Origin of the sequence: Novosphingobium malaysiense, assembly GCF_000802225.1 — a bacterium.
Classification (GTDB): domain Bacteria; phylum Pseudomonadota; class Alphaproteobacteria; order Sphingomonadales; family Sphingomonadaceae; genus Novosphingobium; species Novosphingobium malaysiense.
Genome location: NZ_JTDI01000005.1, coordinates 102,443 through 121,304 on the forward strand (window position 1 = coordinate 102,443; position 18,862 = coordinate 121,304).

Below are 18,862 nucleotides of genomic sequence, written 5' to 3' on the forward strand. Positions count from 1 at the left end.
CTATGGCTTCGTGCGGCGGTGAACGTACGAAGCTAGGAGCGGGCGCTGAGCAAAAACTTGTCGAGTGCTTCCCGATGGATCGTCCAGGGGCGCAGCTTGAGCGACCTTGCTTCAGCGAACAGCAACAACAGGCACGCCGTGGTAATCGTCAGTACCGCGGCCACAAGCAAGCCTGTGCGCCCGAAGGTTCCCGCTGCCAGCGATCCTGTGAGAGGGCCCATGATCATGCCAAGGGCATGCGTGCAGGCAACAAAGCGGCGGAACAGGCTGCCGCGGCTGGCGGCACTGGCAAGACCGGAACTGCGCACGATGATGGCCGTCGAGCCGACATTGAGCAGAACGATGGCCACGATGAACAGCATGTCGTCCCCGCTGCGGGTGGCAGCAATCGGGGCGAGCAGCGAAATACCTGCCAGCAATCCGGTGAGCGGTGGCGGAACGACGGCCCGCTCCCGCATGACGAGGAACGCGGTGGCTGCTCCGGCCAGCGATCCGAGCGCGACGGCCTGGCCGATGACGGCTTCCGAAATGCCTGCTTCCACGGCGAGCGCGCCGGAGAAGGTCCAGACCATCATCGTCGAGCAGATGAACAGCAAGGTAGCACCTGCCGTAGCCCAGGCGCGAAAGCTCGTCGCTTCCAGCTCCTGCGGATCAGCGGGTTCCGGACGATGTAGGCCTTGGCCTGTGGATTGCGACGAGAACATGACGAGCATCAGTGCGCCAAGCGGGGCCGCGACCAGGGCAGTGAGCGCCGTGGCCGGACCGGCGACACCGGAGATGGCCGGCAGGCCGATGGCGATGGCCGTTGAAAGCATCAACTGGCACAGGAAAACCGCGCCGTAGGCTCCATGCGGGCGATTCATCGCCGCATTGCTCATCGCCTGTGTGTAGAGCATTCCCATCGTGGCCCCGTAAAGGGCGCGTAAGGCCAGCAAGGCCGGCAATGGCGTGGCGTGAGGCGTTGCCAGTGCGGCGATTGCCGCAAACCCTGCCGCGAGCATGAAACCAGCTTGGGGAATGCGTGCCCCCCAACGCCAGGTCAGCAACGATCCGATAGCCATGCCCGACTGCGTGGCGCTGACGACCCAGCCGTGAAATTCCGGTGCCAACCCATGGACGGAGGAGAGCAGGGTGAGGAAGACCGGATCGATGCCTGGCTGCAGGCAGCCGACACAGGCCAGAATAATGGCAGGAAGGACGAGACGTTCGCCGGACATTCGAATCACTGGACACCCCCAACAACAGTGCGACAGCGCTCAACGCGCTTAGCCCGCAGGGCACCCCTCCGATTCGATCAGGATAAACGTTTTGTCAGATCGGCAATGTCACCCGGCTTTACCGTTTTGACAAGATCAATGAACCAGGACGCCGAAAGCGCCTTTATGGCGCCCATCTTGTCGTTCCATGGTTTCTGGTAGCCGAGGAAGGGGGTGGTGCCTTCCATGGAGGCGCTGATGAACAGCGAAAGCGTGTGCACCTCGTCGCTGCTCAGGTCGGGATTGATCCGCTGGACGTACTCGCCGATCACATCGTGGACCTTTGCATAGAAGCTGTGCACCCGATCGGCGATGAAGTCGTTGTGATTGGCCAGCGCCCAAAGCTCGGTGAACAGGTGCGTGGTTCGCTTTGAGCAGATGTCATCGAGGCAGATGACGATGACGAGCCGGAGGCGATCTTCATCGGAGAGCTCCGGCTGGCGTACGCTCACTTCCAGCTTGGTGTTGTAGTTATCCATGATCTCGTCCAGCAGCACCTGAACGAGCATCTCCTTTTTCGGAAAATGGTAGCTGACGTTGCCAACGCGCAGCCCGCATTCGGTCGCGATCCGGCGAACGCTGAAGGCCTCTGCCCCTTCCTCGATCAGGACATTTAGAGCAGCCTTTAGAATAGCATCGACGGTTTCGGTGCCGCGCGAATAGATTCCCGGACGCGTAGGCGCAACTTCGGTATCGGTCATAGGGCTTGATACGCTTCAATCACTCATCGGGCCACCCCCCCCTGACATTGCGGGCCGATTGGATTGCGGACGGCAATTGCTTCTTGACGAAATCTTGATGACTGTCCAAGTTTCAGCCCGTGCCTATATCCCCCATTCCCGAGGAGCGTTAATGCCGGACAAAGTGTCCAAGCTTAGCCGTATCGTGCTCGTGGCCGCCGGACTGCTGCCGGCAGTCCATGCCTCGTCGGCGCATGCCGATGGAGCCGAGGTCTATTCCTCGCGTTGCTCGGCATGCCACAAGGCCGACGGCGCCGGGGTCCTTGGCCAGTTTCCACGCCTCAAGGGCCGTGTCGGTCAGATTGCCACGTCGAAGGACGGGCGAAGCTACCTGATCTCGGTGCTGCTTTACGGAATTTTCGGTGCCGTCAGCGTCGATGGACGACAACTCAACGGAATGATGCCGCCAATGGGGTCGCTCAGCGATCAGGACATTGCGGACACGCTGAACTTTACCGTCGCGCTGGAAAAGCCCGGCAAGAAGATAGCGGCGTTCACCGCAGCCGAAGTCAAGCATGTGCGAAATGCGGGGCGTCTGTCCGCAGCCCAAGTGGCAAAGCAGCGGGCCGCTCTTGCTGCCAAGGGCGCAATTCCCTGAACCGCGGCGTGATCCAACCTTGCAAGGAAAGTTTGGCCGGGATCGGCCAATGGAGGGTAGAAAGTCGATGGATCTGACAGTCAATCGGGGCAGCCACAGCATTTCGGTGGATCCGGAAAAGCCGCTGCTGTGGGTTCTGCGCGAGGATCTTCACCTGCCTGGCACGAAGTTCGGATGCGGGGCGGGACTGTGCGGAGCCTGCACGGTCCTGCTCGATGGCCAGCCAGTCCGCTCCTGCCAGACACCGGTCGGAGCCGTCGGCGAGGCGACGATTACCACAATCGAGGATGTCACCTCCCAGCCTGCAGGACCGCATGTCGTGGCGGCGTGGGAAGACCTCGACGTGCCACAATGCGGCTATTGTCAGGCGGGACAGATCATGACGGCGACCTGGCTTCTGGAGCAGATGCCTGATCCGCAGGACGAAGATATCGATGCCGTGATGAGCGGGAATATCTGCCGCTGCTCCACATATCTGCGCATCCGCGAGGCGATCAGGCAGGCCGCCAAGGCAAAGGGAGCAGCGGTATGAGTGGCTCGCTCGAAATCAGCCGCCGATCGTTTCTCTCGGTATCGCTGGTAGGTGGTGCGGTTCTCAGCTTCGGCGCCTGGCTGGCGCTGTCGGACGAGGCAGAGGCGGGTAGCAGCGGCGCGATGCTCAATGCCTTCATTCGCATCAACCCGGACAACAGTGTGGTGATCGGCGCCAAGAACCCGGAGATCGGCCAGGGCGTGAAGACGATGCTGCCCATGCTCATCGCTGAGGAACTCGACGTCGATTGGGAGCAGGTCCGGATCGAGCAGACCCTGGCAAACGAACAGAAATACGGCAGGCAGAGCGCGGGCGGCAGCCGTTCCACACCGGTCAACTGGCTGCCAATGCGGCAGGCCGGCGCGGCTGCCCGTAGCATGCTCGTCATGGCAGCAGCCACCAAATGGGGTGTCGCGTTCGAGACGCTCACCGCCGGCAGCGGCATGGTTCGTCATGCAGCATCCGGCCGAACCGCGACATATGCCTCGCTGACTGAAGCGGCCGTGAAGATCGCGCCACCGGCGCTGGACGCCGTGCCGCTCAAGCCCGACAGTGCCTTCAGGATCATAGGGACTTCGCGGCGCGGTGTAGACACGCCCGCCATTGTTCGCGGGCAGCCCCTGTTCGGCATCGATACCGAGCTGCCCGGCATGGTTTATGCCGCGCTGGAGGCCTGCCCGGTGTTCCAGGGCACGATCGCCGCGGTTGACGACCAGGCGGCGAAGGCGGTCAAGGGCGTACTTGCCGTGGTGCCAATCAATACCGGCCTTGTGCCCAAGGGTAGTTTCGATGCCCTCGCGATCATCGCCGACAGCTGGTGGACCGCGCAGCAGGCCCGCAGCAGGCTCAAGGTCGATTGGGACACCGGTACGCTCACGCAATTCTCGACGGAAGCCTACGCCGAACAGGCCGACACGGCCCTTGCCCAAGCGCCGGAGGCCGAAATCCTGAGCAAGGGCGACGTCGAAGGGCAATTGTCCGGTGCCGCCCGGACAGTAACGGCGCGCTATGACTATCCGTTCCTTGGGCATTGCACGCTCGAACCGCAGAACTGCACGGGCCTTTACGAGGACGGGCAACTCACTCTCTGGGCGCCATCGCAGTCGCCGGAAAGAGGGCGGCAGGAAGTTGCCGCGATGCTCGATCTCGCGCCGGATGCGATCAAGATCCACATGACCCGGATCGGCGGTGGCTTTGGCCGGCGGCTGATGAACGACTACATGGTCCAGGCCGCCCAGATTGCCCGAGCCGTTCCCGGCAAGCCTGTGAAGTTGATCTACACGCGTGGCGACGACATGCGGCACGATTACTACCGGCCGGGCGGATGGCATGAACTGACCGCCGGGTTGGACAACGAAGGCCGTCTCGTCGCGCTCAAGGATCACTTCGTGAGTTTCGGTGCCGATGGAGAACCCGTGCGCGCGGCGGAGCTGGAGGAAACCGAGTTCCCGGCGCAGATTGTCTCCGACGTGCATTTCGGTGCGACCTATCTGCCGACCAACCTTCCCACCGGCTGGCTGCGTGCGCCGACCTCCAATGCCATGGGGTTCGTGTTCCAGTCCTTCCTCGATGAACTGGCGGAAGCCGCCGGGGTCGACCTGCCGACATTCGTCCTGCGCATTCTGGGCGAGGACCGTCTGCTGCCCAAGGTCGGCCGCGCCAACCAGTTCAACACCGGCCGTGCCCGCAAGGTTATCGAGGAAGTCTGCACATTCGCAAACTGGGACGCGAAACGTCCATCCGGCGCCGGCGGCAGGGGAAGGGGCTTCGGCTTCTATTTCAGCCATGCAGGTTATTTTGCCGAAATTCTTGATGCCACGGTGTCCGAGGGCGGAACCGTCAAGGTCGACAAGATCTGGGTTGCCGGTGACATCGGCAGCCATGTGATCAATCCCGTAAATGCCCTGCACCAGGTTCAGGGAGCCGCTATCGAGGGATTGGCCCAGGCAATGATCGGTCAGAAGGTGGATCAGGTCGACGGCGCTATAGTGCAGGAGAACTTCGACAGTTTTCCCCTCCTGCGCATCGAAGCGGCGCCGCAGGACGTAGCGGTGACGTTCGTTACTTCGCCGTTCCCGCCAACCGGCCTCGGCGAGCCCGCGCTGCCGCCCGTCATTCCGGCTCTTGCCAATGCCATCTATGCGGCCACCGGCAAGAGGATTCGTTCCCTCCCGATGCAACTGCAAGGCCAGACTGCCTGACACGCGGGCCGGGGGCTGTCGGTCGTTATCAAACCGGTCGATGCGGCCGTGGACGGCACCGATCGGCCTGCATGCCGGCACAAGGCAGCGGGCTGGCGGGGTGAGTCCATCGAACTCGCCCCGCCGCCGAAGTGTTTGCCCTGTCTTATTCTTCCGCTTCGGCCGGCGTGTCTGCCGGCACTGCGTATTCGTGGATGTAGTTGATGACCGTTCGGGCATCGTCCACCGCGGTCGCGAACGCCGTGAAGGTGCCGGTCCCGCTGTAGTCCTCGTTGCCGAACACCGCGTCGTAGATGTTGACTTCGGTCGGGAGCCAGCTGCCGTCGTCCTGCTTGATCAGCACCGTTGTGGTCACGTCGCCGTAAGTGTCGGACCGGTCGTAGTTGTAGGTGCTGTAATCGACATCCGAGTAGGTCACGTCCCCGACCGTCGTGTCGTTGATGTCGAGGATGGCATTGATGTATGCCACGGCGTCCGGCGAGAGGGTCTCGAACTTGTCGGATGCGCCGGCCAGAAGACTGGTCGCGACAGCCATGTCCTCCGGCGTGAGTTCGCCATCGACGAGAAAGTCGAAATCGGTCCCGGGCAGGTCGGTAACTCCCGGAATCGTCCCTTCGGTCATCAGCGCGACGTAGAGCGCCAGGTTTTCCAGCGGCGCATCGATCGTCTTGGTGGTCCCGTCAGGGTTGGTCACGACCAATCGTCCCGCGGCATCGGTGGTAATCGCCGTGGCCGTGCTGAGCAGAGCCACGACTTCGTCCGCACGCTGAATGAGCACCGACGTGGGCGCCCGTCCGACATTCAGGCGACCCATCTCGACTTCCTGGACCAGGCTCAAGTCGATCGGCGCGCCTTCGTCGTCGAGCGGGATGGGATTGCCCTCGGCATCGATCGGCTGGACGAAACCGTCCTCGTTCAGGATCGGAACGCCGTCGTCGTCGCGCAGGATGACGTAGAGATCGCCGTAAAGGTCACCGCGCGTGCTCCCGGCAGAGCCGGGCTGGCCGCCGTGTTCGTTCTTGCCTCCCTTTTCACCGGCCCAGCTTGGGCGGTCGGAGTCCTCGTCGGCAGAGCCGATATCGCGGAAGATGTCCTCCATTCCGCGGTGTCCACCGGCGGATGCTTCGCCAGGCGCGCGGCCCTTGCCACCCTTCTGGCCTTGTCCGCCGTGATCCTCGTGACTGTGATCGCTCCCGCTCTCGTGTCCGCCGTGCTCCTGTGCGGACGCGCCCACCGGAACGAGTGCCGCGACGCCTACGCTCATCGCTATCAGAGCAGCCGGGGCCGTTGCAGTAGCGACATTCTTCATAAATCTACGCATTCTCTATCTTCCCCTCCATGAATTGTGATAATCTAATATAATGCCGAGCGCGCTCAATGATGGAAATCAAAACCGGCTTCTCGCCCCTCGCGATGCTAAAGTGACCACGACAGTCCGAGTCTGAAGAGACTTTCGCCATGCTTGAAACGGTCGGAATTTTCCGCGTACTCGACGTCGTAGGCACTATACTCGGTGATCGCGTAATCGGCCCGTAACCGAGCTCGCCCGCCAAGCCCGATCTCGAGCCCGACACCATAGCGCAGGCCCGTGCGGGTCTCGGTCGATCGAACGGCCTGGGATGACGTCGCGTATCGAATGTCGAAACGGGTGCGGACCACGCCGATGCGGCCATAGACCAGCGCTGCATCGCCGATCAGGGCCCCCGCACGGGCCGAGCCACCAAAGGAATAGTCGTGATCCGCGGAATAGACCCGGCCCGAAGGGTCCCGTTCGATGTTCCAGTTGACCGTCGAAACGTCCCCTTCCGCTTCCACGCCCAGATAGGTTCGGTCGATGACCGCGCCGAAACCTGCGTAGAGGCCGATCAGGCCGCCACGGCTGGCGCGCGTGACGTCCAGCTCCGCGCCACCGCTGCGTGTGCCCTGGTTGCTGGAGGTCAGGGCGCCATGGCCCACCTCCAGGCCCACATAGGGGCCGCCGAACTCGACTGGCGGCAAGGCGTCGTCCGCAGATGGGGCCCGGCCGAAGCGAACGCCGCCGCCGATCCGGAACTGGGTTTCGCTCGATGAAAAGTTGTCGAACGCCCCTGCGCTGGCAGGAACATCGTAATCGTCATAGGACACGGTGATGTATTCAGCGCGTATGAACCCGGCAGCTCCGGCTGGGGCTTCGACGCCGATCCCGGCGGACAGCCCTGTGTGGCGGGCTGCTTCCGAATAGACATTTTCTTCGTAGATGTAGGCGGTGCGCAAGCGTGTCGAGAGCATGCCGAACCTTCCGTAGACGAGGTTGCGTTGCGCAGTCGCCCAGCCAAGTCGAGCGGAGACCCCAAAGGCATCGTCCTTGCCCAGCGAGAACATGCGGTCGCCCGAATGCTTCCAGTCTGGCCCGCCGAGGGTTCCTTCCACTTCCGCACCGAGATACAGCGAGCCGGCGAGAGCGCCGAAACCGGCCACCGCCACTGCCGCAGCCCCATGATCGCCGAAGTCCGCCGTGTTTTCGCCCTGGCCGCGAGGGCCGTCCAGACCGGTAATCAGCGTTCCTTGCCCGAACAGGATACCGGCGTAGGCGCCAGCCGGGACCGAGCCGCCCAGCGCGAGGCGGGGCGTATCGGCGGCAAAATGCGGACTCAGTTCGGCGCCTATGCTGATCTGGAAGCGACTTTGTTCGTAGTCGAAACCTGCTGCATTGGAGTTGCGCTCGCCATACATGTAGCTGGTGCCGACATAGAGGTGCCGGTTGAGCCAGTAGCGCCCCCACACGTCACCGCCGATCACGAATTCCGTGCGGTCCGCCCCGACGTAGTGATAATGGTTTCCGCTCACGCCGATCCCGGCACTGACCCGCGGGGAAAGGTCGCTTCGCAACGAAACTCGGCCCGAGGTCAGAATGTAGGCAGACGCGCCCGGAAGCGTGGTCTCCTCGACGCTGCGATCAATCCGCACCGATCCGCCGAGGCCGTGCTTACCTTGCCAGTCCAGCACCACGCCGAAATCCCACGTGCTGACGCCGGGCAGCGCAACGTCGCGGTAATCCTGTTCCATCCAGCCGGCAAAGACCTCGCCGCTCAGCTCTTCGCCCAGCTTGCCGCGCAGACCGATGCCGGCCGAATAGCCATGCGAATTTCGTTGATAGCCCCAATCGTCGAACCGGCTGTCGTAATCGCGCCAGTTGAACGTGCCTTGCGCGAAGAGTTCGGCCCCGGACTTGAGCTTCACCCCGCCGCGTGCGCCGATCTCGCTCTGCACGCGATCGCGGTCGTCGTTGTTGATGGTTTGGCCGGCCCCTGGAACGTCCTTGAACACATAGCGAGTCACGGTGCCGGCAAGCCTGCTGCTGAATTGGCCGGATGAGCCCAGCAGCCCGAGGTAGCCGTAGCCGCGCTGGTATCTCGTGGGCTCGGTGCCGGCCACGGCTTCGGGCGAAGCGCGGTTTTCGTGCTCCCATTCCCATTCCCCACCACCGATCATCGAGAAGGCTGCGGACAGGCGGGCCCTGCCGTCCGCCGCCAGCGACCAATCCTCGTAATTCTCGCTGCCAAGGTCCGCGTAACGCCCGATTTCACCGTCCCCGCGAACCGTCAGACTGGTTGTCGCCGAGCCGATTTCGGCCCGAACAAAGGGACGCACGAAAAAGTAGAAATCGTCCTGCTCGCGATTGCGCGTCACATAGATGTTGTCGTTGTAGCCCGCGCCGAACTCGATTCCCGCGTCGATTTGCTCTTTCGATGCTGCCGGCCGGGCTTCTTTCGCATCTGTGTTTCTCGATGCCTGCGCAAATGCCGGCATCGGCAGCCCGCAGGCCATCGTTAGCACTGCTGCGCTTGCCTGCCGCGCCCTGTGCATTCCCCCAAGTCCCCCTGTCGCCTTTTGCATCGCCCCATATTGCCGCCACGTTCGAGTGGCGGCCCCGGCGAATTGCTTCGTTAATGTCCCGAATGCTGAAATCGTGCTTCCGCCTGACTGGTCCTTTCCCCTTGCGCCTGCGCCTCAAGAATGCACCCGGACGGCGAGCGTACCATCGCCTGCACCACGAGAGCCCCTCAGTTGCGGGACCCGTTGGAGTCCCGCGCCCGAGGGGAAGCCTCTCACTTGTTCGGCCCGCCAGCGAACCACGCGGGCACGTCTATGCCCATTTCGCGTGCCCGTTCGCGCGCGGTCGTCTGCATCTCCGTGCGAATGCGATTGCGTTCCTCGCTGCTGTTCGCGGCCCGCATACGCTGGTGGAACGCCAGGCGTTCCTGCGCGGTCAGCATCTGGGCAAGGTAGTAGCCATCGCGCATGCCGGATCCGGGGCGCTGCGGGCCGAACGGTGCCGATACCCCAAGGTCGCCGGCGCGCTCGCGAATCGTGTTCTGGAACTCGGAGCGGATCCGGTTCCGCTCCTCTGCGGACGTTGCCTGCTGCATCCGGTTGTGAAACTGCAGGCGTTCCTGATCGCTGAGCAGTTGCCAGCTTGCCATCTGGCCGACGACTGCCTGATCCACGTTGATCCGGTCGCGGTCCCGCAAACGGTCCTGATCGCGGTCGCCCGAACCGTCTTGCAGGCGATCCCGGTCGCGATCCCTGTCCTGATCGCCGGTGCCGTCCTGCAACCGGTCCTGATCCCTGGTGCGGTCCATCGTCCCCTGGCTGGACGGCATTGCGCCGCCCGGGCCCGCGCCGCCCATACCGCCGGCGCCACCGCCGCCACCCGGGCCGCTATCCGCCAGAGCGGGCACGGTCACGGCCGCCAGCGACACCGTGGCCAGGACGCTGGCCATTGCCCGAGCCATGGAAGTGTTTGCCTTCATTTCCTCGTCTCCTCCTGAAAGCCCAAGGTTATTCCCGCTCAGTCGCGGGGTCTGCGGATATCCGGGCCGATGCGGGCAATCACGTCGCGCGCATCGAATGCCCGCACATTCGTCGCCGGCATGGCGCCATGCCCCATGTGGATTTCAGCAGTCGCTTCGAAGCGCTCGACGGTTTGCGATTGCACCCGGTTCGCCCAGAACGGATCGCCGTAATAGGGGTACCAGCTGTTCCATCCGGTGCCGGGGGCATAGTAACGCCAGTAAGGCCGCCAATAGACATAGTCGGGTGCGAACCACGGGTCGTAGCGGGGATCGGGATAGGTGCTGCGATCGACCCGGTGCTCGACCTCGCGGTCGACGATGGCGAACCAGTCGTACCCCTGCTCGACAGTGAGTTCGGCAGCCCGGTACAGCAGATAGGATTCCACGGTCTCGCGAGAGGTCAGGCGGTTCCCCGCAAACGTCACCCGGTACTGGTCCGGAGCGATACGCATTTCGGAAAATCCGCCTGCTGCCGGACTGGTGGCGCTCAGCGGCTGGTATGGGGTGCTTCCCATGGTACTGCATGCTGCCAGCGCGAACGACAGCGCCGTCATTCCGGTCGCTAGCATACCCCGTTTGCCGAACCGCATGAACATCCTCCTGGGCGACGACCGTCGCCTCCGTGATTCTATTACCGTTTTCTTATATGAAGTTTCAAGCTGACCATTCCTTGACAAAAATCAGAAATTTCCACCTTCCCCTGCATTGGTGCCGACAGCTACCCGACGGTTGGGCAATCACGCACTTGATGTCGGGATATCGATAGCCTGCTATGTGCCAGGCTTGCCTTAGCCTTCGAAGAAATCACCCTCGGCATCGTTCGCCTTGTCGTCGTTGCGAGGCAGGAAGGCGTTGAAGCCGAAAGCCTTACCGCTGGGAAATACCGCCCCATTGCCGGCAATGGGCAGGGCGTGGCCTTCGAAAGTTAATTTCAACTTTCTATGAGCACGCGGGTCTTGGCGTTTGTCGCATTGCCCAGGGCGTATTCGCGCCCCTCCTCGGCCGATTTGCGGGCTTCGCCCACGCAGCGATGCCAGTCGTCGAACCTTTTCAGGCCGGGCATGACTGGTTTGCCGCAGACTTGCCAGACTGCTTCGCGCAAGCGGCGGTCGAGCACCGCGAGTTGCCGTGGCTGCTGCAAGTCGAGGTCGCTGTATTTGACAACGGCTGTGCGCTGAATCCGCGATTCCGCCTGGGTCGGAACAAGTCCGGCGAAGGCCGAAATCGTCGCGAGCAGGACTATTGCTGGCTTGATCATGTTCGGCTCTCCCAATGTTTCTGCGCACGAGCAGGTATCGGGAGGCTAATGGAACTGTCTGGCTTTGGAGTTCAGAACCATTCCGCAGCGATCCGGAATATGCCCTGCGCGTTTCTGGCGCCTATGTAGGCCTAAGATTAACGCTGGCGCCCCGGACGAGTTCCCGCGTCGGCTAATCGTGCGACGCCCCTTCGCTCGACGAGTTGACCGACGCAATCCAGCCGTGGGAGAGCCACCGTCCCAGCATCGCGCTCGCGACCGAAAGGGCCTGCTCCTCCCCCATCAGTGCGACCAGTAGCTCGCAGGCCGCGCCATATCCGGCGCCATCGATCATCATTGCCAGGGCCCGGGCTTCGGCGCCGTCGAGCATCGTGAAGGTGGCGCGCAACCCTTCGCGCCAGACCGCGCATCCTGCCGGTTCGGGCAGAAGTGGGGAGCTGGGCACCGCTGCATTCGCGCGCTCTTGCGCCAGGGCCCGCCAGAGGGTTCGGCAATCGTGGTTTACCTGCCGAAGTGCGAGCGCAGGCACGAAGTCCAGTCGCATGTCATGCCAGTCCTCGTCCGCGAACTGCGCCGAGACATTCGAGAACCCGCTGGCATCCAGCGGCGACATGTCGCGGGCGGAGAAGGCGTTCTGCATGGCCCATTCGATCCAGGCCAGTTCGGCAACTTCGGGGTCGCGTCGGAACAGGTCTTCGAGAGTTTGCGCAAATCCGCGGCCTGCATCGTCGAGCGTCCAGCTTGTCGGCGGTGACGTGATCACGTGATGAGCCGCCGCCTTTTGGAAGGCCTCGTTGCCGACAAGGCGGGCCGTGCGTGGATAGGTTTCGTGCAAGGCCGCGATCAGCCGCGCGCGATAGGCCTCGCGGTAGATTGCATAGCCGGCCCTTTCACGCTGCTTCCAATGCGCGGGAAGGGCGCTCGCATCCGATCTCAACCCTTCGAGAAACTGGCTTTGAAGCAGGGCGAGTCTCATGCGGTGGTCAGCTCCCCGTTTGCGAGGGCAGCGATGTGGCGGGCCCGGACCAGCTCGTCGAGCAGCTCCGGAAGCGGCGGAATGGCATCGTCGCGCTCGATCATGATGGCGGTCGGACCTGTGCGGCCGAGTGCATCGGCCAGCAGGTTCCACACGGCCTCGCACACTTCGCGGTCGTGCGTGTCGATCGCGATCTTGCCAGGCGTGTGGCCGGCCAGGTGTATCTGTCGCACCCGGTCCAGCGGCAGGCCATCCAGATACTCGCTTGCCGCAAATCCGTGATTGTGGGCGCTGACATGGACGTTGTTGACATCGAGCAGCAGGTAGCAACCCGTTCGGCCGACCACTTCCGCGAGAAATTCCCACTCAGCCATCTCGTTTTCGGGAAAGCTGAGATAGCTGGAGGGATTTTCCAGCAGGATCGGCCGGCGTAGCTGCTCCTGTGCGATAGCCACGTTGGTGCAGGCGATATCCAGTGCTTCGGCGGTATAGGGCAGGGGCAGGAGATCGTGGCTGTTGTGGGCGCTGGTGCGGGTCCAGCACAAGTGATCGGAAATCCACAAGGGTTCGATCCGGTCTGCCAGTGCCGCGAGCCGCGCGAGATAATCCCTGTCCAGACCGTGCGCCGAGCCGGGCGAAAGCGATACCCCATGCAGGACGACCTCGTGCCTGCTGCGGACAGCTTCGAGCACGGCGAGCGGCTGCCCGCCATCGACCATGAAGTTTTCGGAGATGACCTCGACGAAATCTACGTCGATCTTGTCGTTTGTGAATTGGCGGTAGTGGGGACGGCGAAGCCCCAGTCCGAATCCTTCGAAGCGTGCGAGGTCCGTCATTCTTGCAGGGTCTCCACGGAGGGAAGCGGCGACCCGGCCCCGGCGAGGCGGGGGCTAGAGCCAGGGCCGGGCCGCCGGGGCGGGCAGATCAGTTGAGATCGCTGATCGTGCCTCCCTTGGTCAGACAGGCGCCGGCGGCCATGGCCTTGAAACCCTGGCCCTTGCACGCGTTCATGCCCTTGCATTCGTGCAGCGTCGTCTTGCAGTCGGCGTGACCCTTGCAGGCGTTCACGCCGTAGCAGTGGACGGTATCGGCTGCCCCGACGGCGGCACCGCTGCTCCCGGCCGGGGACTGCGCGGCGAAGGCCGCAGCGGAGGACAGCGCCATGCTGGCAGCGGCTGCGGCGAAAGCGGTCTTACGCGAAATCGGCATCGATGATCTCCTGAATGACTGTTTGCCTCGACGGGCGTGGGGTCATTCGGTGGAGAGGCGCCGTGGGTTACAGCTCGGCAATTTTTTCGCCCTGTAACCTTCCGGGCATGGCGACCGAATGTCCCGGTGAGCCCCGGCGCCGGCTGGGGCAGGCAACAGGAGAAGACACATGCAGGCTCGTTCGATTGCCTCGTTGGCAGGCCTGGCCCTGACGGGAGTTCTTGCCGCGGGAGTGGCAGGCCGGTCCGCCGCCGATTCCGGCAAGACCGAGATGGAGAAATGCTACGGCGTGGCCAAGGCCGGCAAGAACGATTGTGCTGCAGGTCCGGGAACCAGCTGTGCAGGAACTTCCACTCGCGATTATCAGGGAAATGCCTGGAAGCTCGTGCGGAAAGGAACCTGCACCTCGATTGAGACGCCCAAGGGGCCCGGTTCGCTGACGCCCATCAAGCGCTGATCCGGAATGGAGCGGGTGCGGATCATCTGGGGCGGCATTGTCGCGTTCCTGCGCGGCAGCGTGGGGGAGGGGGTTGCCCTGGCCTTCGTGCGTCTGGCGCTTGCGGGCGTCTTCTGGCGCTCCGGCCGCAGCAAGGTAGTGGAAGGCACTTGGCTGCAGTTGAGCGACGGCGCCCGCTATCTGTTCGAAAATGATTACTCGGGGGTTCCGCTGCCTGCGGACATGGCTGCAAACATCGCGCTCGTTTGCGAAACGGTCTTGCCGATTCTCCTCGTGCTCGGGCTAGCCACTCGCCTTTCCGCGCTGGCCCTGCTGGGCATGACCATGACCATCCAGATCTTTGTCTTCCCCGATGCCTGGTGGAGTGTACATATCCTTTGGGTGGCTCTGGCCCTGACTCTCGTTTCGCGGGGCAGTGGGATGTTCGCTGTCGACGCGGTGGCCGCGCGGTGGTTTGCCGATGACCGGTGACGATGCAACTCTGGCAAGGTTGATGCGTGCTGCGCAAGCAGGCGACCGGCAGGCCTATACCGTGTTGCTGGAGGAGACCGCCAAGTGGCTTCGGCGTTATTTTCACCGGCGGATCGGGCCAGAAAAGCTCGACGACCTGGTGCAGGAAGTGCTGATCTCGCTTCACGCGAAACGTTCAAGCTATGATCCTTCGCGTCCGTTTCTCCCCTGGCTGGCTGCGATTGCCCGCTATCGCTGGGTCGATCACCTGCGGCGCGATTACCGCACACGCACCGAGGAATTGTCGGAGGACACGGCGACAACGGGCGATGCGGGCGATGTCGTTCTGGCGCGAATCAGCCTCGACCGCCTGCTGGATCAACTCCCCCCGGCGCAGGCCAAGGCCATCGAGCTGGTACGGATCGAGGGCTACTCGATCACCGAGGCGTCCGAGCGCAGCGGTCAGAGCAAGGCGCTCGTCAAAGTGAATATTCATCGCGGTCTCCGGAAATTGTCCGCGCTCATCGAAAAGGCCAACTGACCCATGGACGACGCAACCCGGGATCTGATCGATCGGATAGCGGCCGATGCCGTTCCGGTTCGTCCCCTGCAGCGGGGGCAGGGGCTCGCTCTGGCTGGCCTTGCATTCATGGTCACAATACTTGCGGTGCTGTTTCTTCTGGGGGCCAGGCATGGCCTCCTGCATGACGGCGTGTCCGTCTTCTTCGTCCTGGTGAACGGCCTGCTGCTCCTGCTCGGCATCGCCTGCATTCTGGCGGTGGTGACCATGGCCTCACCCCGGGTCGGCTCGAACCACGACGGGCCGAAGTGGGCGATGGCCATGGTGGGGGTACTGCCTGCGGCCGGCGTCTTCGCTGCTTACAGGCCGGGGGCGGGGCCAGTGGTGGATCTGGCTGGGGCGGAATGCACGGTCATGGGCCTGGCCGCATCGCTCCTGGTGGCAGGCGCACTGTTCGCATGGCTGCGCAAGGGCGCGCCGGTTTCGCAGCGGCTCGCCGGCCTTTATCTGGGGACAGCGGCCGGAGCCATGGGCTCGGTCGCTTACGGGCTGTCCTGCCCGGTCGACACGATTGTGCATCTGGGGATTTGGCACGTGGCCCCGGTGGCGATCGCGGGCCTGGTCGGGCGCTACGTGGTGGCGCGTTGGCTGCGCTGGTAGCGTGGACCTTGCAGCGGCCCAGGCTGTTGCAAGGTCGAATGTCTCCGTGATGCCGCTGACTGCAGTGACCCAGCCCACCTGATATTCATCTTTCGGGCCTCCCTTAATTGATCTGCAGCAAATACCGCCTGTCCCCCTCTACCTAAATTCGGGCGAATTATACGGGAGACAGGACTTATGGCATCGATCGAAGCGCAGCCACTGGACACGGCAATTCCTTTCGGGGTGCAAGTCACCGGCGTTACCAGCGCGGCATTGGACGACGAGAGCGTTCGTGCCGAATTGCGGCATTTGCTGCAGGAAAAAGGCGTGATCGTTTGCAAGGACATAGAGCAGACGAGTGCCATGCAGGTGAAACTGAGCGAGGTTTTCGGACCGCTCAAGGAGCATCCGGTCTATCAGGTGCAGCGCGCCGACCGCGATGCTCTGCCCGGCGTGATCGTCATCGCTTCCGGGCCCGGATCGTGCATCGTCGAGATCGATGGCAAGCCGCTCGTGACGTGGCAGCCCTGGCACTTCGACCACGCCTATAACGATGAGATGATGTATGCCGCCGTCCTTCGCTCGATCAAGATCGCGAAGGACGGCGGGCGTACGGCGTTTGCCTGCGGGGTCCAGATCTACAACGACATGGACCCGGCCATTCGCGCCAAGGCAGAGGAAATGAACGTCCTCTACAACCTCGATCTTCGATACGATCGCCAGCGCTTCGGCCTGCCGGATCACTTCCGTCTCGTGAAGCAGCACGACAACACGTTGAGCGAGGAGAACGAGAACGGGCCCTGCGCGGTCCATCCGGCGGTGTGGACCCGGCCTTCGGGCGAGAAGGTGTTTCACATGTGTGCCTATGGTTGCCGCGGCCTTGAAGGCGATCGCAGCGACGAGGCCTTTGCCCGGCTGGAGGAAGTCTGGAAAGAAGCCGAACGCGTGATGAAGGTCTACTACCACGAATGGGAACCCGGCGACATGGTGGTCTGGGACAACACCCGCGTGCTTCACGAGGCGACCGGCAGTAATCCAGACGAACCGCGCGAAATTCACCGCACCACGATCAAGGGGCCGCTGTGTCACGGATGGTGGGAAAAGCCCGTCGAGGAAGCAGTCATCGCCTGAGACACAGAGCGGGGCGCGAGGAGTATCCCCTGGCGTCCCGGCTTCACCGTATCAAAGGTGCGGATGGGGCAGTGCAGTCACGCATGTTTCCTCCCGACGCGGGAGGAAGCAGTTTCGGTGGTCGTGGGAGAAGGCGCGCCCGAGCGGTGCAAGCATCTGGCATCGCCCGACGGTAATGCCGGTGGCGGGCCGTGGCCGTCGCCGCCCGGTCCCCACCGGGCGGCTTCGCGGATCAGGAGTGCCGGCCGCACTTCTGCTGCCTGTGCCAGTCGACCTCCAGCGGCGGCATCGCCATGTAGCGGTCCGTCGACTGCTCGCAGTGCCGGATGCGCACTTCCTGGTAATTGGCCAGGGTCAGCGACTTTTTCGATGCCGCTTCCAGGCCTTCCTGCTGCAGCAGCAGGTTGTCGGTATCCTGGTCGAGGATGCCGCCGAATCCCGGGTCCATGCCTTCCGCTTCGGTGAACGACTGGTCGTCGCGCAGCACTTGCATCTCTGCCGTCTCGAAAGAACTGCCGTCACTCGGCTTGGGTCGCAGGAACAGCACTTCCATCGTGCTCTTGCGATGGTCGTGCCGGTCCGGGAGGAAGCGGTAGACCATGGGCAGCGACACGCCCGGGAACACGAACATGTTCGGATAGACGCTGTAGCTGAAGCAATCGAGAAGTTCGGAATCGGAGACATCCGTAAGGTCGACGTGGTTTGCCTCTTCGAACGTCTTGCGGAACAGCCGGGCCATGGCTGCCCGCGCGGTCTCGCCTTCGGCCAGACGGCGCTCGGAACCCTCCAGAGCGCTGGGATCGCCGATGACGAACTGCTCGAACACATCCTGTTCGGTGACCTTGCCGTAAAGATGCGGGCTGACCACGCCGAGCGTCGAGATGAAGCGGTTCACGTGGTCGCCGTACGTGTCGTACTGCGAGTTCACGTCGCCATTGGAGGGCGATACCTGCGGGTGTGTTGCGAGAACGTGGTAAGCCTCGTGGAAGGCCTCCTGGTTGAGCTTCCAGTTTGCCGGAATTCGCTTCTTGACGTGACAGAAGACGTACCGGTCCTCCAGTTTCCAGGCCTTGAAGTGCTCGAGCGCCTCTGGCCCGATGTACTCCTCGAGGCTTGGGGAATCCGGGTCCATGTTGATGAACACGAAACCGCCGAGCGTGGCGACCTTGGCTTGCGGCAGGTCCAGGTCCTCTTTCCGGGCGTGGGGGAAATCCCAGTCGGCGAGCACCGTCTTGCAGCTGCCGTCGATATTCCAGCTCCAGGCGTGGAACGGGCACTTGAATTCGCTCGCGGTGCCCTCGGTGCCCGAATGGCGCAACTTGGTGCCGCGGTGCAGGCAGGAGTTGAAGTAGGCGCGGATGTCGTCCTCGCCGACGCGTGTGATGATCAGCGAATAGGGGCCGACGTCGTAGACATAGTAGTCGCCGACTTCCGGGATGTGCTCCTCGCGGCAGGCGAACTGCCAAGTGCGCGGCCACATGCGCTCGACTTCGCCCTGCGCGTAGTCGGCGCTGATGTAGCGGTCGGCGGAAATGTCCTCGTCGCCCAGAAAGGAGTAGCTTTCCGAACGGACCCACTTCGGCGCGGGGACTGCGTCACCGGCGATGATCTCTTGCGTGCTGATTGCCGGACATCGCGCGGCGCCGGGGGCGAGCGCGTCTTTCAGCTTTGGGTCCGAATAGTTCATGGTGGGTACTCCCGGAGCGTGGCAGGCACGTGAAAGATGCCCTAACCGTTGCTAACCTGCGCGTCGCTCGCCGGTCCTCGCGGAAAATGCGCGTCATCGCGGCGAAGCGGCTGTTCTTGTTCGTGCCGGACCGTGCCAGTCCGACGGCATCAGGATCGGCCCAGGGGGGAGAATCGCCTTTGACCCAAATCAACAAGGGCCTTGACCGCCGCCAACTTAGAATTGCCTGAGCGGGAAAGTGTCCGAAGACCTACGGTTCTTCCCCTCGACCCAAGGGCAAAGCGGCTGCGCAGCCCGGCGGCTCTCTTCGTTCGCATGGAACATGGCTTTTCGTCACTTCCATACATGTTCAGGCGCGCGCTCCCTCATA

The 18,862-nt window shown here is 63.1% G+C and carries 20 protein-coding genes; 8 read left to right on the plus strand and 12 right to left on the minus strand.

The genetic code is table 11. The annotated features are described in order from the left end of the window. Positions 1-32 precede the first annotated feature (32 nt). Positions 33-1,217, minus strand: a complete 1,185-nt coding sequence (locus tag LK12_RS16175; RefSeq protein WP_052223494.1) for a hypothetical protein — start codon at positions 1,215-1,217, stop codon at positions 33-35. Between the two features lie 77 nt (positions 1,218-1,294). After that, positions 1,295-1,957, minus strand: a complete 663-nt coding sequence (locus tag LK12_RS16180) for a TetR/AcrR family transcriptional regulator (protein WP_039286299.1) — start codon at positions 1,955-1,957, stop codon at positions 1,295-1,297. Between the two features lie 151 nt (positions 1,958-2,108). On the opposite strand from LK12_RS16180, the gene LK12_RS16185 reads away from it, so the two are divergent. From LK12_RS16185 to LK12_RS16195, 3 genes are read left to right on the plus strand one after another with little or no spacing between them, the layout of a single operon-like run. Beyond that, on the plus strand, positions 2,109-2,594 hold the full coding sequence (locus LK12_RS16185; protein WP_039286300.1) for a c-type cytochrome: 486 nt from the start codon (positions 2,109-2,111) through the stop codon (positions 2,592-2,594). Positions 2,595-2,643: 49 nt separating this feature from the next. Continuing rightward, a complete protein-coding gene (locus LK12_RS16190; RefSeq protein ID WP_039286301.1) occupies positions 2,644-3,126 on the plus strand; it encodes a (2Fe-2S)-binding protein in 483 nt (160 codons plus the stop codon). Continuing rightward, positions 3,123-5,327 carry a xanthine dehydrogenase family protein molybdopterin-binding subunit gene (locus LK12_RS16195; protein WP_039286302.1) on the plus strand — a complete coding sequence of 735 codons (2,205 nt, stop codon included), beginning with the start codon at positions 3,123-3,125 and terminating at the stop codon, positions 5,325-5,327. Before LK12_RS16190 ends, LK12_RS16195 begins: the two co-directional genes overlap by 4 nt. A 145-nt stretch (positions 5,328-5,472) precedes the next feature. Here the strand turns inward: LK12_RS16195 and LK12_RS16200 are convergent, their stop codons facing one another. From LK12_RS16200 to bufA2, 9 genes are all read right to left on the minus strand, one after another. Continuing rightward, complete coding sequence (locus tag LK12_RS16200; RefSeq protein ID WP_156135515.1) at positions 5,473-6,591, minus strand: hypothetical protein; 1,119 nt, start codon at positions 6,589-6,591, stop codon at positions 5,473-5,475. A 152-nt stretch (positions 6,592-6,743) separates the two neighbouring features. Further along, positions 6,744-9,134, minus strand: coding sequence for an outer membrane beta-barrel protein (locus LK12_RS16205; protein WP_039286304.1), 2,391 nt, complete (start codon positions 9,132-9,134; stop codon positions 6,744-6,746). Positions 9,135-9,415: 281 nt separating this feature from the next. Then, a complete protein-coding gene (locus LK12_RS16210; RefSeq protein ID WP_156135516.1) occupies positions 9,416-10,120 on the minus strand; it encodes a hypothetical protein in 705 nt (234 codons plus the stop codon). 38 nt (positions 10,121-10,158) lie between these two features. After that, positions 10,159-10,752, minus strand: a complete 594-nt coding sequence (locus LK12_RS16215) for a CC0125/CC1285 family lipoprotein (protein ID WP_231568386.1) — start codon at positions 10,750-10,752, stop codon at positions 10,159-10,161. Between the two features lie 198 nt (positions 10,753-10,950). Next, positions 10,951-11,097 carry a hypothetical protein gene (locus LK12_RS24685; protein WP_156135517.1) on the minus strand — a complete coding sequence of 49 codons (147 nt, stop codon included), beginning with the start codon at positions 11,095-11,097 and terminating at the stop codon, positions 10,951-10,953. Beyond that, a complete protein-coding gene (locus LK12_RS16220) occupies positions 11,094-11,420 on the minus strand; it encodes a UrcA family protein (protein ID WP_039286307.1) in 327 nt (108 codons plus the stop codon). Before LK12_RS16220 ends, LK12_RS24685 begins: the two co-directional genes overlap by 4 nt. Before the next feature lie 172 nt (positions 11,421-11,592). Further along, positions 11,593-12,396 carry an HvfC/BufC N-terminal domain-containing protein gene (locus LK12_RS23885; RefSeq protein ID WP_052223495.1) on the minus strand — a complete coding sequence of 268 codons (804 nt, stop codon included), beginning with the start codon at positions 12,394-12,396 and terminating at the stop codon, positions 11,593-11,595. Further along, a complete protein-coding gene (gene bufB, locus LK12_RS16230; protein WP_039286309.1) occupies positions 12,393-13,232 on the minus strand; it encodes an MNIO family bufferin maturase in 840 nt (279 codons plus the stop codon). The genes LK12_RS23885 and bufB overlap by 4 nt, the downstream gene beginning before the upstream one ends. Before the next feature lie 88 nt (positions 13,233-13,320). After that, positions 13,321-13,605 carry a BufA2 family periplasmic bufferin-type metallophore gene (gene bufA2, locus LK12_RS16235; RefSeq protein WP_039286311.1) on the minus strand — a complete coding sequence of 95 codons (285 nt, stop codon included), beginning with the start codon at positions 13,603-13,605 and terminating at the stop codon, positions 13,321-13,323. Positions 13,606-13,774: 169 nt separating this feature from the next. Here bufA2 and LK12_RS16240 point away from each other — a divergent pair, with 169 nt between their 5' ends. The 5 genes from LK12_RS16240 (at position 13,775) to LK12_RS16260 (ending at position 16,805) form a co-directional block, all read left to right on the plus strand. Then, complete coding sequence (locus tag LK12_RS16240) at positions 13,775-14,062, plus strand: BufA1 family periplasmic bufferin-type metallophore (protein ID WP_039286313.1); 288 nt, start codon at positions 13,775-13,777, stop codon at positions 14,060-14,062. Between the two features lie 6 nt (positions 14,063-14,068). Then, positions 14,069-14,533, plus strand: coding sequence for a DoxX family protein (locus LK12_RS16245; RefSeq protein WP_039286315.1), 465 nt, complete (start codon positions 14,069-14,071; stop codon positions 14,531-14,533). Then, entirely contained in the window at positions 14,523-15,053 is a 531-nt protein-coding gene (locus LK12_RS16250; protein ID WP_039286317.1) for a sigma-70 family RNA polymerase sigma factor, read from the plus strand. The genes LK12_RS16245 and LK12_RS16250 overlap by 11 nt, the downstream gene beginning before the upstream one ends. Positions 15,054-15,056: 3 nt before the next feature. After that, on the plus strand, positions 15,057-15,692 hold the full coding sequence (locus tag LK12_RS16255) for an NrsF family protein (protein ID WP_039286319.1): 636 nt from the start codon (positions 15,057-15,059) through the stop codon (positions 15,690-15,692). A gap of 177 nt (positions 15,693-15,869) precedes the next feature. Beyond that, positions 15,870-16,805 (plus strand): TauD/TfdA dioxygenase family protein, encoded by a 936-nt coding sequence (locus tag LK12_RS16260; RefSeq protein WP_039286321.1) that lies wholly within the window; start codon positions 15,870-15,872, stop codon positions 16,803-16,805. A gap of 232 nt (positions 16,806-17,037) precedes the next feature. Here LK12_RS16260 and LK12_RS16265 read toward each other — a convergent pair whose 3' ends face one another. Further along, complete coding sequence (locus LK12_RS16265) at positions 17,038-18,492, minus strand: aromatic ring-hydroxylating oxygenase subunit alpha (protein WP_039286323.1); 1,455 nt, start codon at positions 18,490-18,492, stop codon at positions 17,038-17,040. Positions 18,493-18,862 lie beyond the last annotated feature (370 nt).

Excerpts from the sequence above, each read along its gene's own strand:
- LK12_RS16175 (WP_052223494.1), bottom strand. The coding sequence starts at position 1,217 with ATGTCCGGCGAACGTCTCGTCCTTCCTGCCATTATTCTGGCCTGTGTC.
- LK12_RS16180 (WP_039286299.1), bottom strand. The coding sequence starts at position 1,957 with ATGACCGATACCGAAGTTGCGCCTACGCGTCCGGGAATCTATTCGCGC.
- LK12_RS16185 (WP_039286300.1), top strand. The coding sequence starts at position 2,109 with ATGCCGGACAAAGTGTCCAAGCTTAGCCGTATCGTGCTCGTGGCCGCC.
- LK12_RS16190 (WP_039286301.1), top strand. The coding sequence starts at position 2,644 with ATGGAGGGTAGAAAGTCGATGGATCTGACAGTCAATCGGGGCAGCCAC.
- LK12_RS16195 (WP_039286302.1), top strand. The coding sequence starts at position 3,123 with ATGAGTGGCTCGCTCGAAATCAGCCGCCGATCGTTTCTCTCGGTATCG.
- LK12_RS16200 (WP_156135515.1), bottom strand. The coding sequence starts at position 6,591 with ATGAGCGTAGGCGTCGCGGCACTCGTTCCGGTGGGCGCGTCCGCACAG.
- LK12_RS16205 (WP_039286304.1), bottom strand. The coding sequence starts at position 9,134 with ATGGCCTGCGGGCTGCCGATGCCGGCATTTGCGCAGGCATCGAGAAAC.
- LK12_RS16210 (WP_156135516.1), bottom strand. The coding sequence starts at position 10,120 with ATGAAGGCAAACACTTCCATGGCTCGGGCAATGGCCAGCGTCCTGGCC.
- LK12_RS16215 (WP_231568386.1), bottom strand. The coding sequence starts at position 10,752 with ATGCGGTTCGGCAAACGGGGTATGCTAGCGACCGGAATGACGGCGCTG.
- LK12_RS16220 (WP_039286307.1), bottom strand. The coding sequence starts at position 11,420 with ATGATCAAGCCAGCAATAGTCCTGCTCGCGACGATTTCGGCCTTCGCC.
- LK12_RS23885 (WP_052223495.1), bottom strand. The coding sequence starts at position 12,396 with ATGAGACTCGCCCTGCTTCAAAGCCAGTTTCTCGAAGGGTTGAGATCG.
- bufB (WP_039286309.1), bottom strand. The coding sequence starts at position 13,232 with ATGACGGACCTCGCACGCTTCGAAGGATTCGGACTGGGGCTTCGCCGT.
- bufA2 (WP_039286311.1), bottom strand. The coding sequence starts at position 13,605 with ATGCCGATTTCGCGTAAGACCGCTTTCGCCGCAGCCGCTGCCAGCATG.
- LK12_RS16240 (WP_039286313.1), top strand. The coding sequence starts at position 13,775 with ATGCAGGCTCGTTCGATTGCCTCGTTGGCAGGCCTGGCCCTGACGGGA.
- LK12_RS16245 (WP_039286315.1), top strand. The coding sequence starts at position 14,069 with ATGGAGCGGGTGCGGATCATCTGGGGCGGCATTGTCGCGTTCCTGCGC.
- LK12_RS16250 (WP_039286317.1), top strand. The coding sequence starts at position 14,523 with ATGACCGGTGACGATGCAACTCTGGCAAGGTTGATGCGTGCTGCGCAA.
- LK12_RS16255 (WP_039286319.1), top strand. The coding sequence starts at position 15,057 with ATGGACGACGCAACCCGGGATCTGATCGATCGGATAGCGGCCGATGCC.
- LK12_RS16260 (WP_039286321.1), top strand. The coding sequence starts at position 15,870 with ATGGCATCGATCGAAGCGCAGCCACTGGACACGGCAATTCCTTTCGGG.
- LK12_RS16265 (WP_039286323.1), bottom strand. The coding sequence starts at position 18,492 with ATGAACTATTCGGACCCAAAGCTGAAAGACGCGCTCGCCCCCGGCGCC.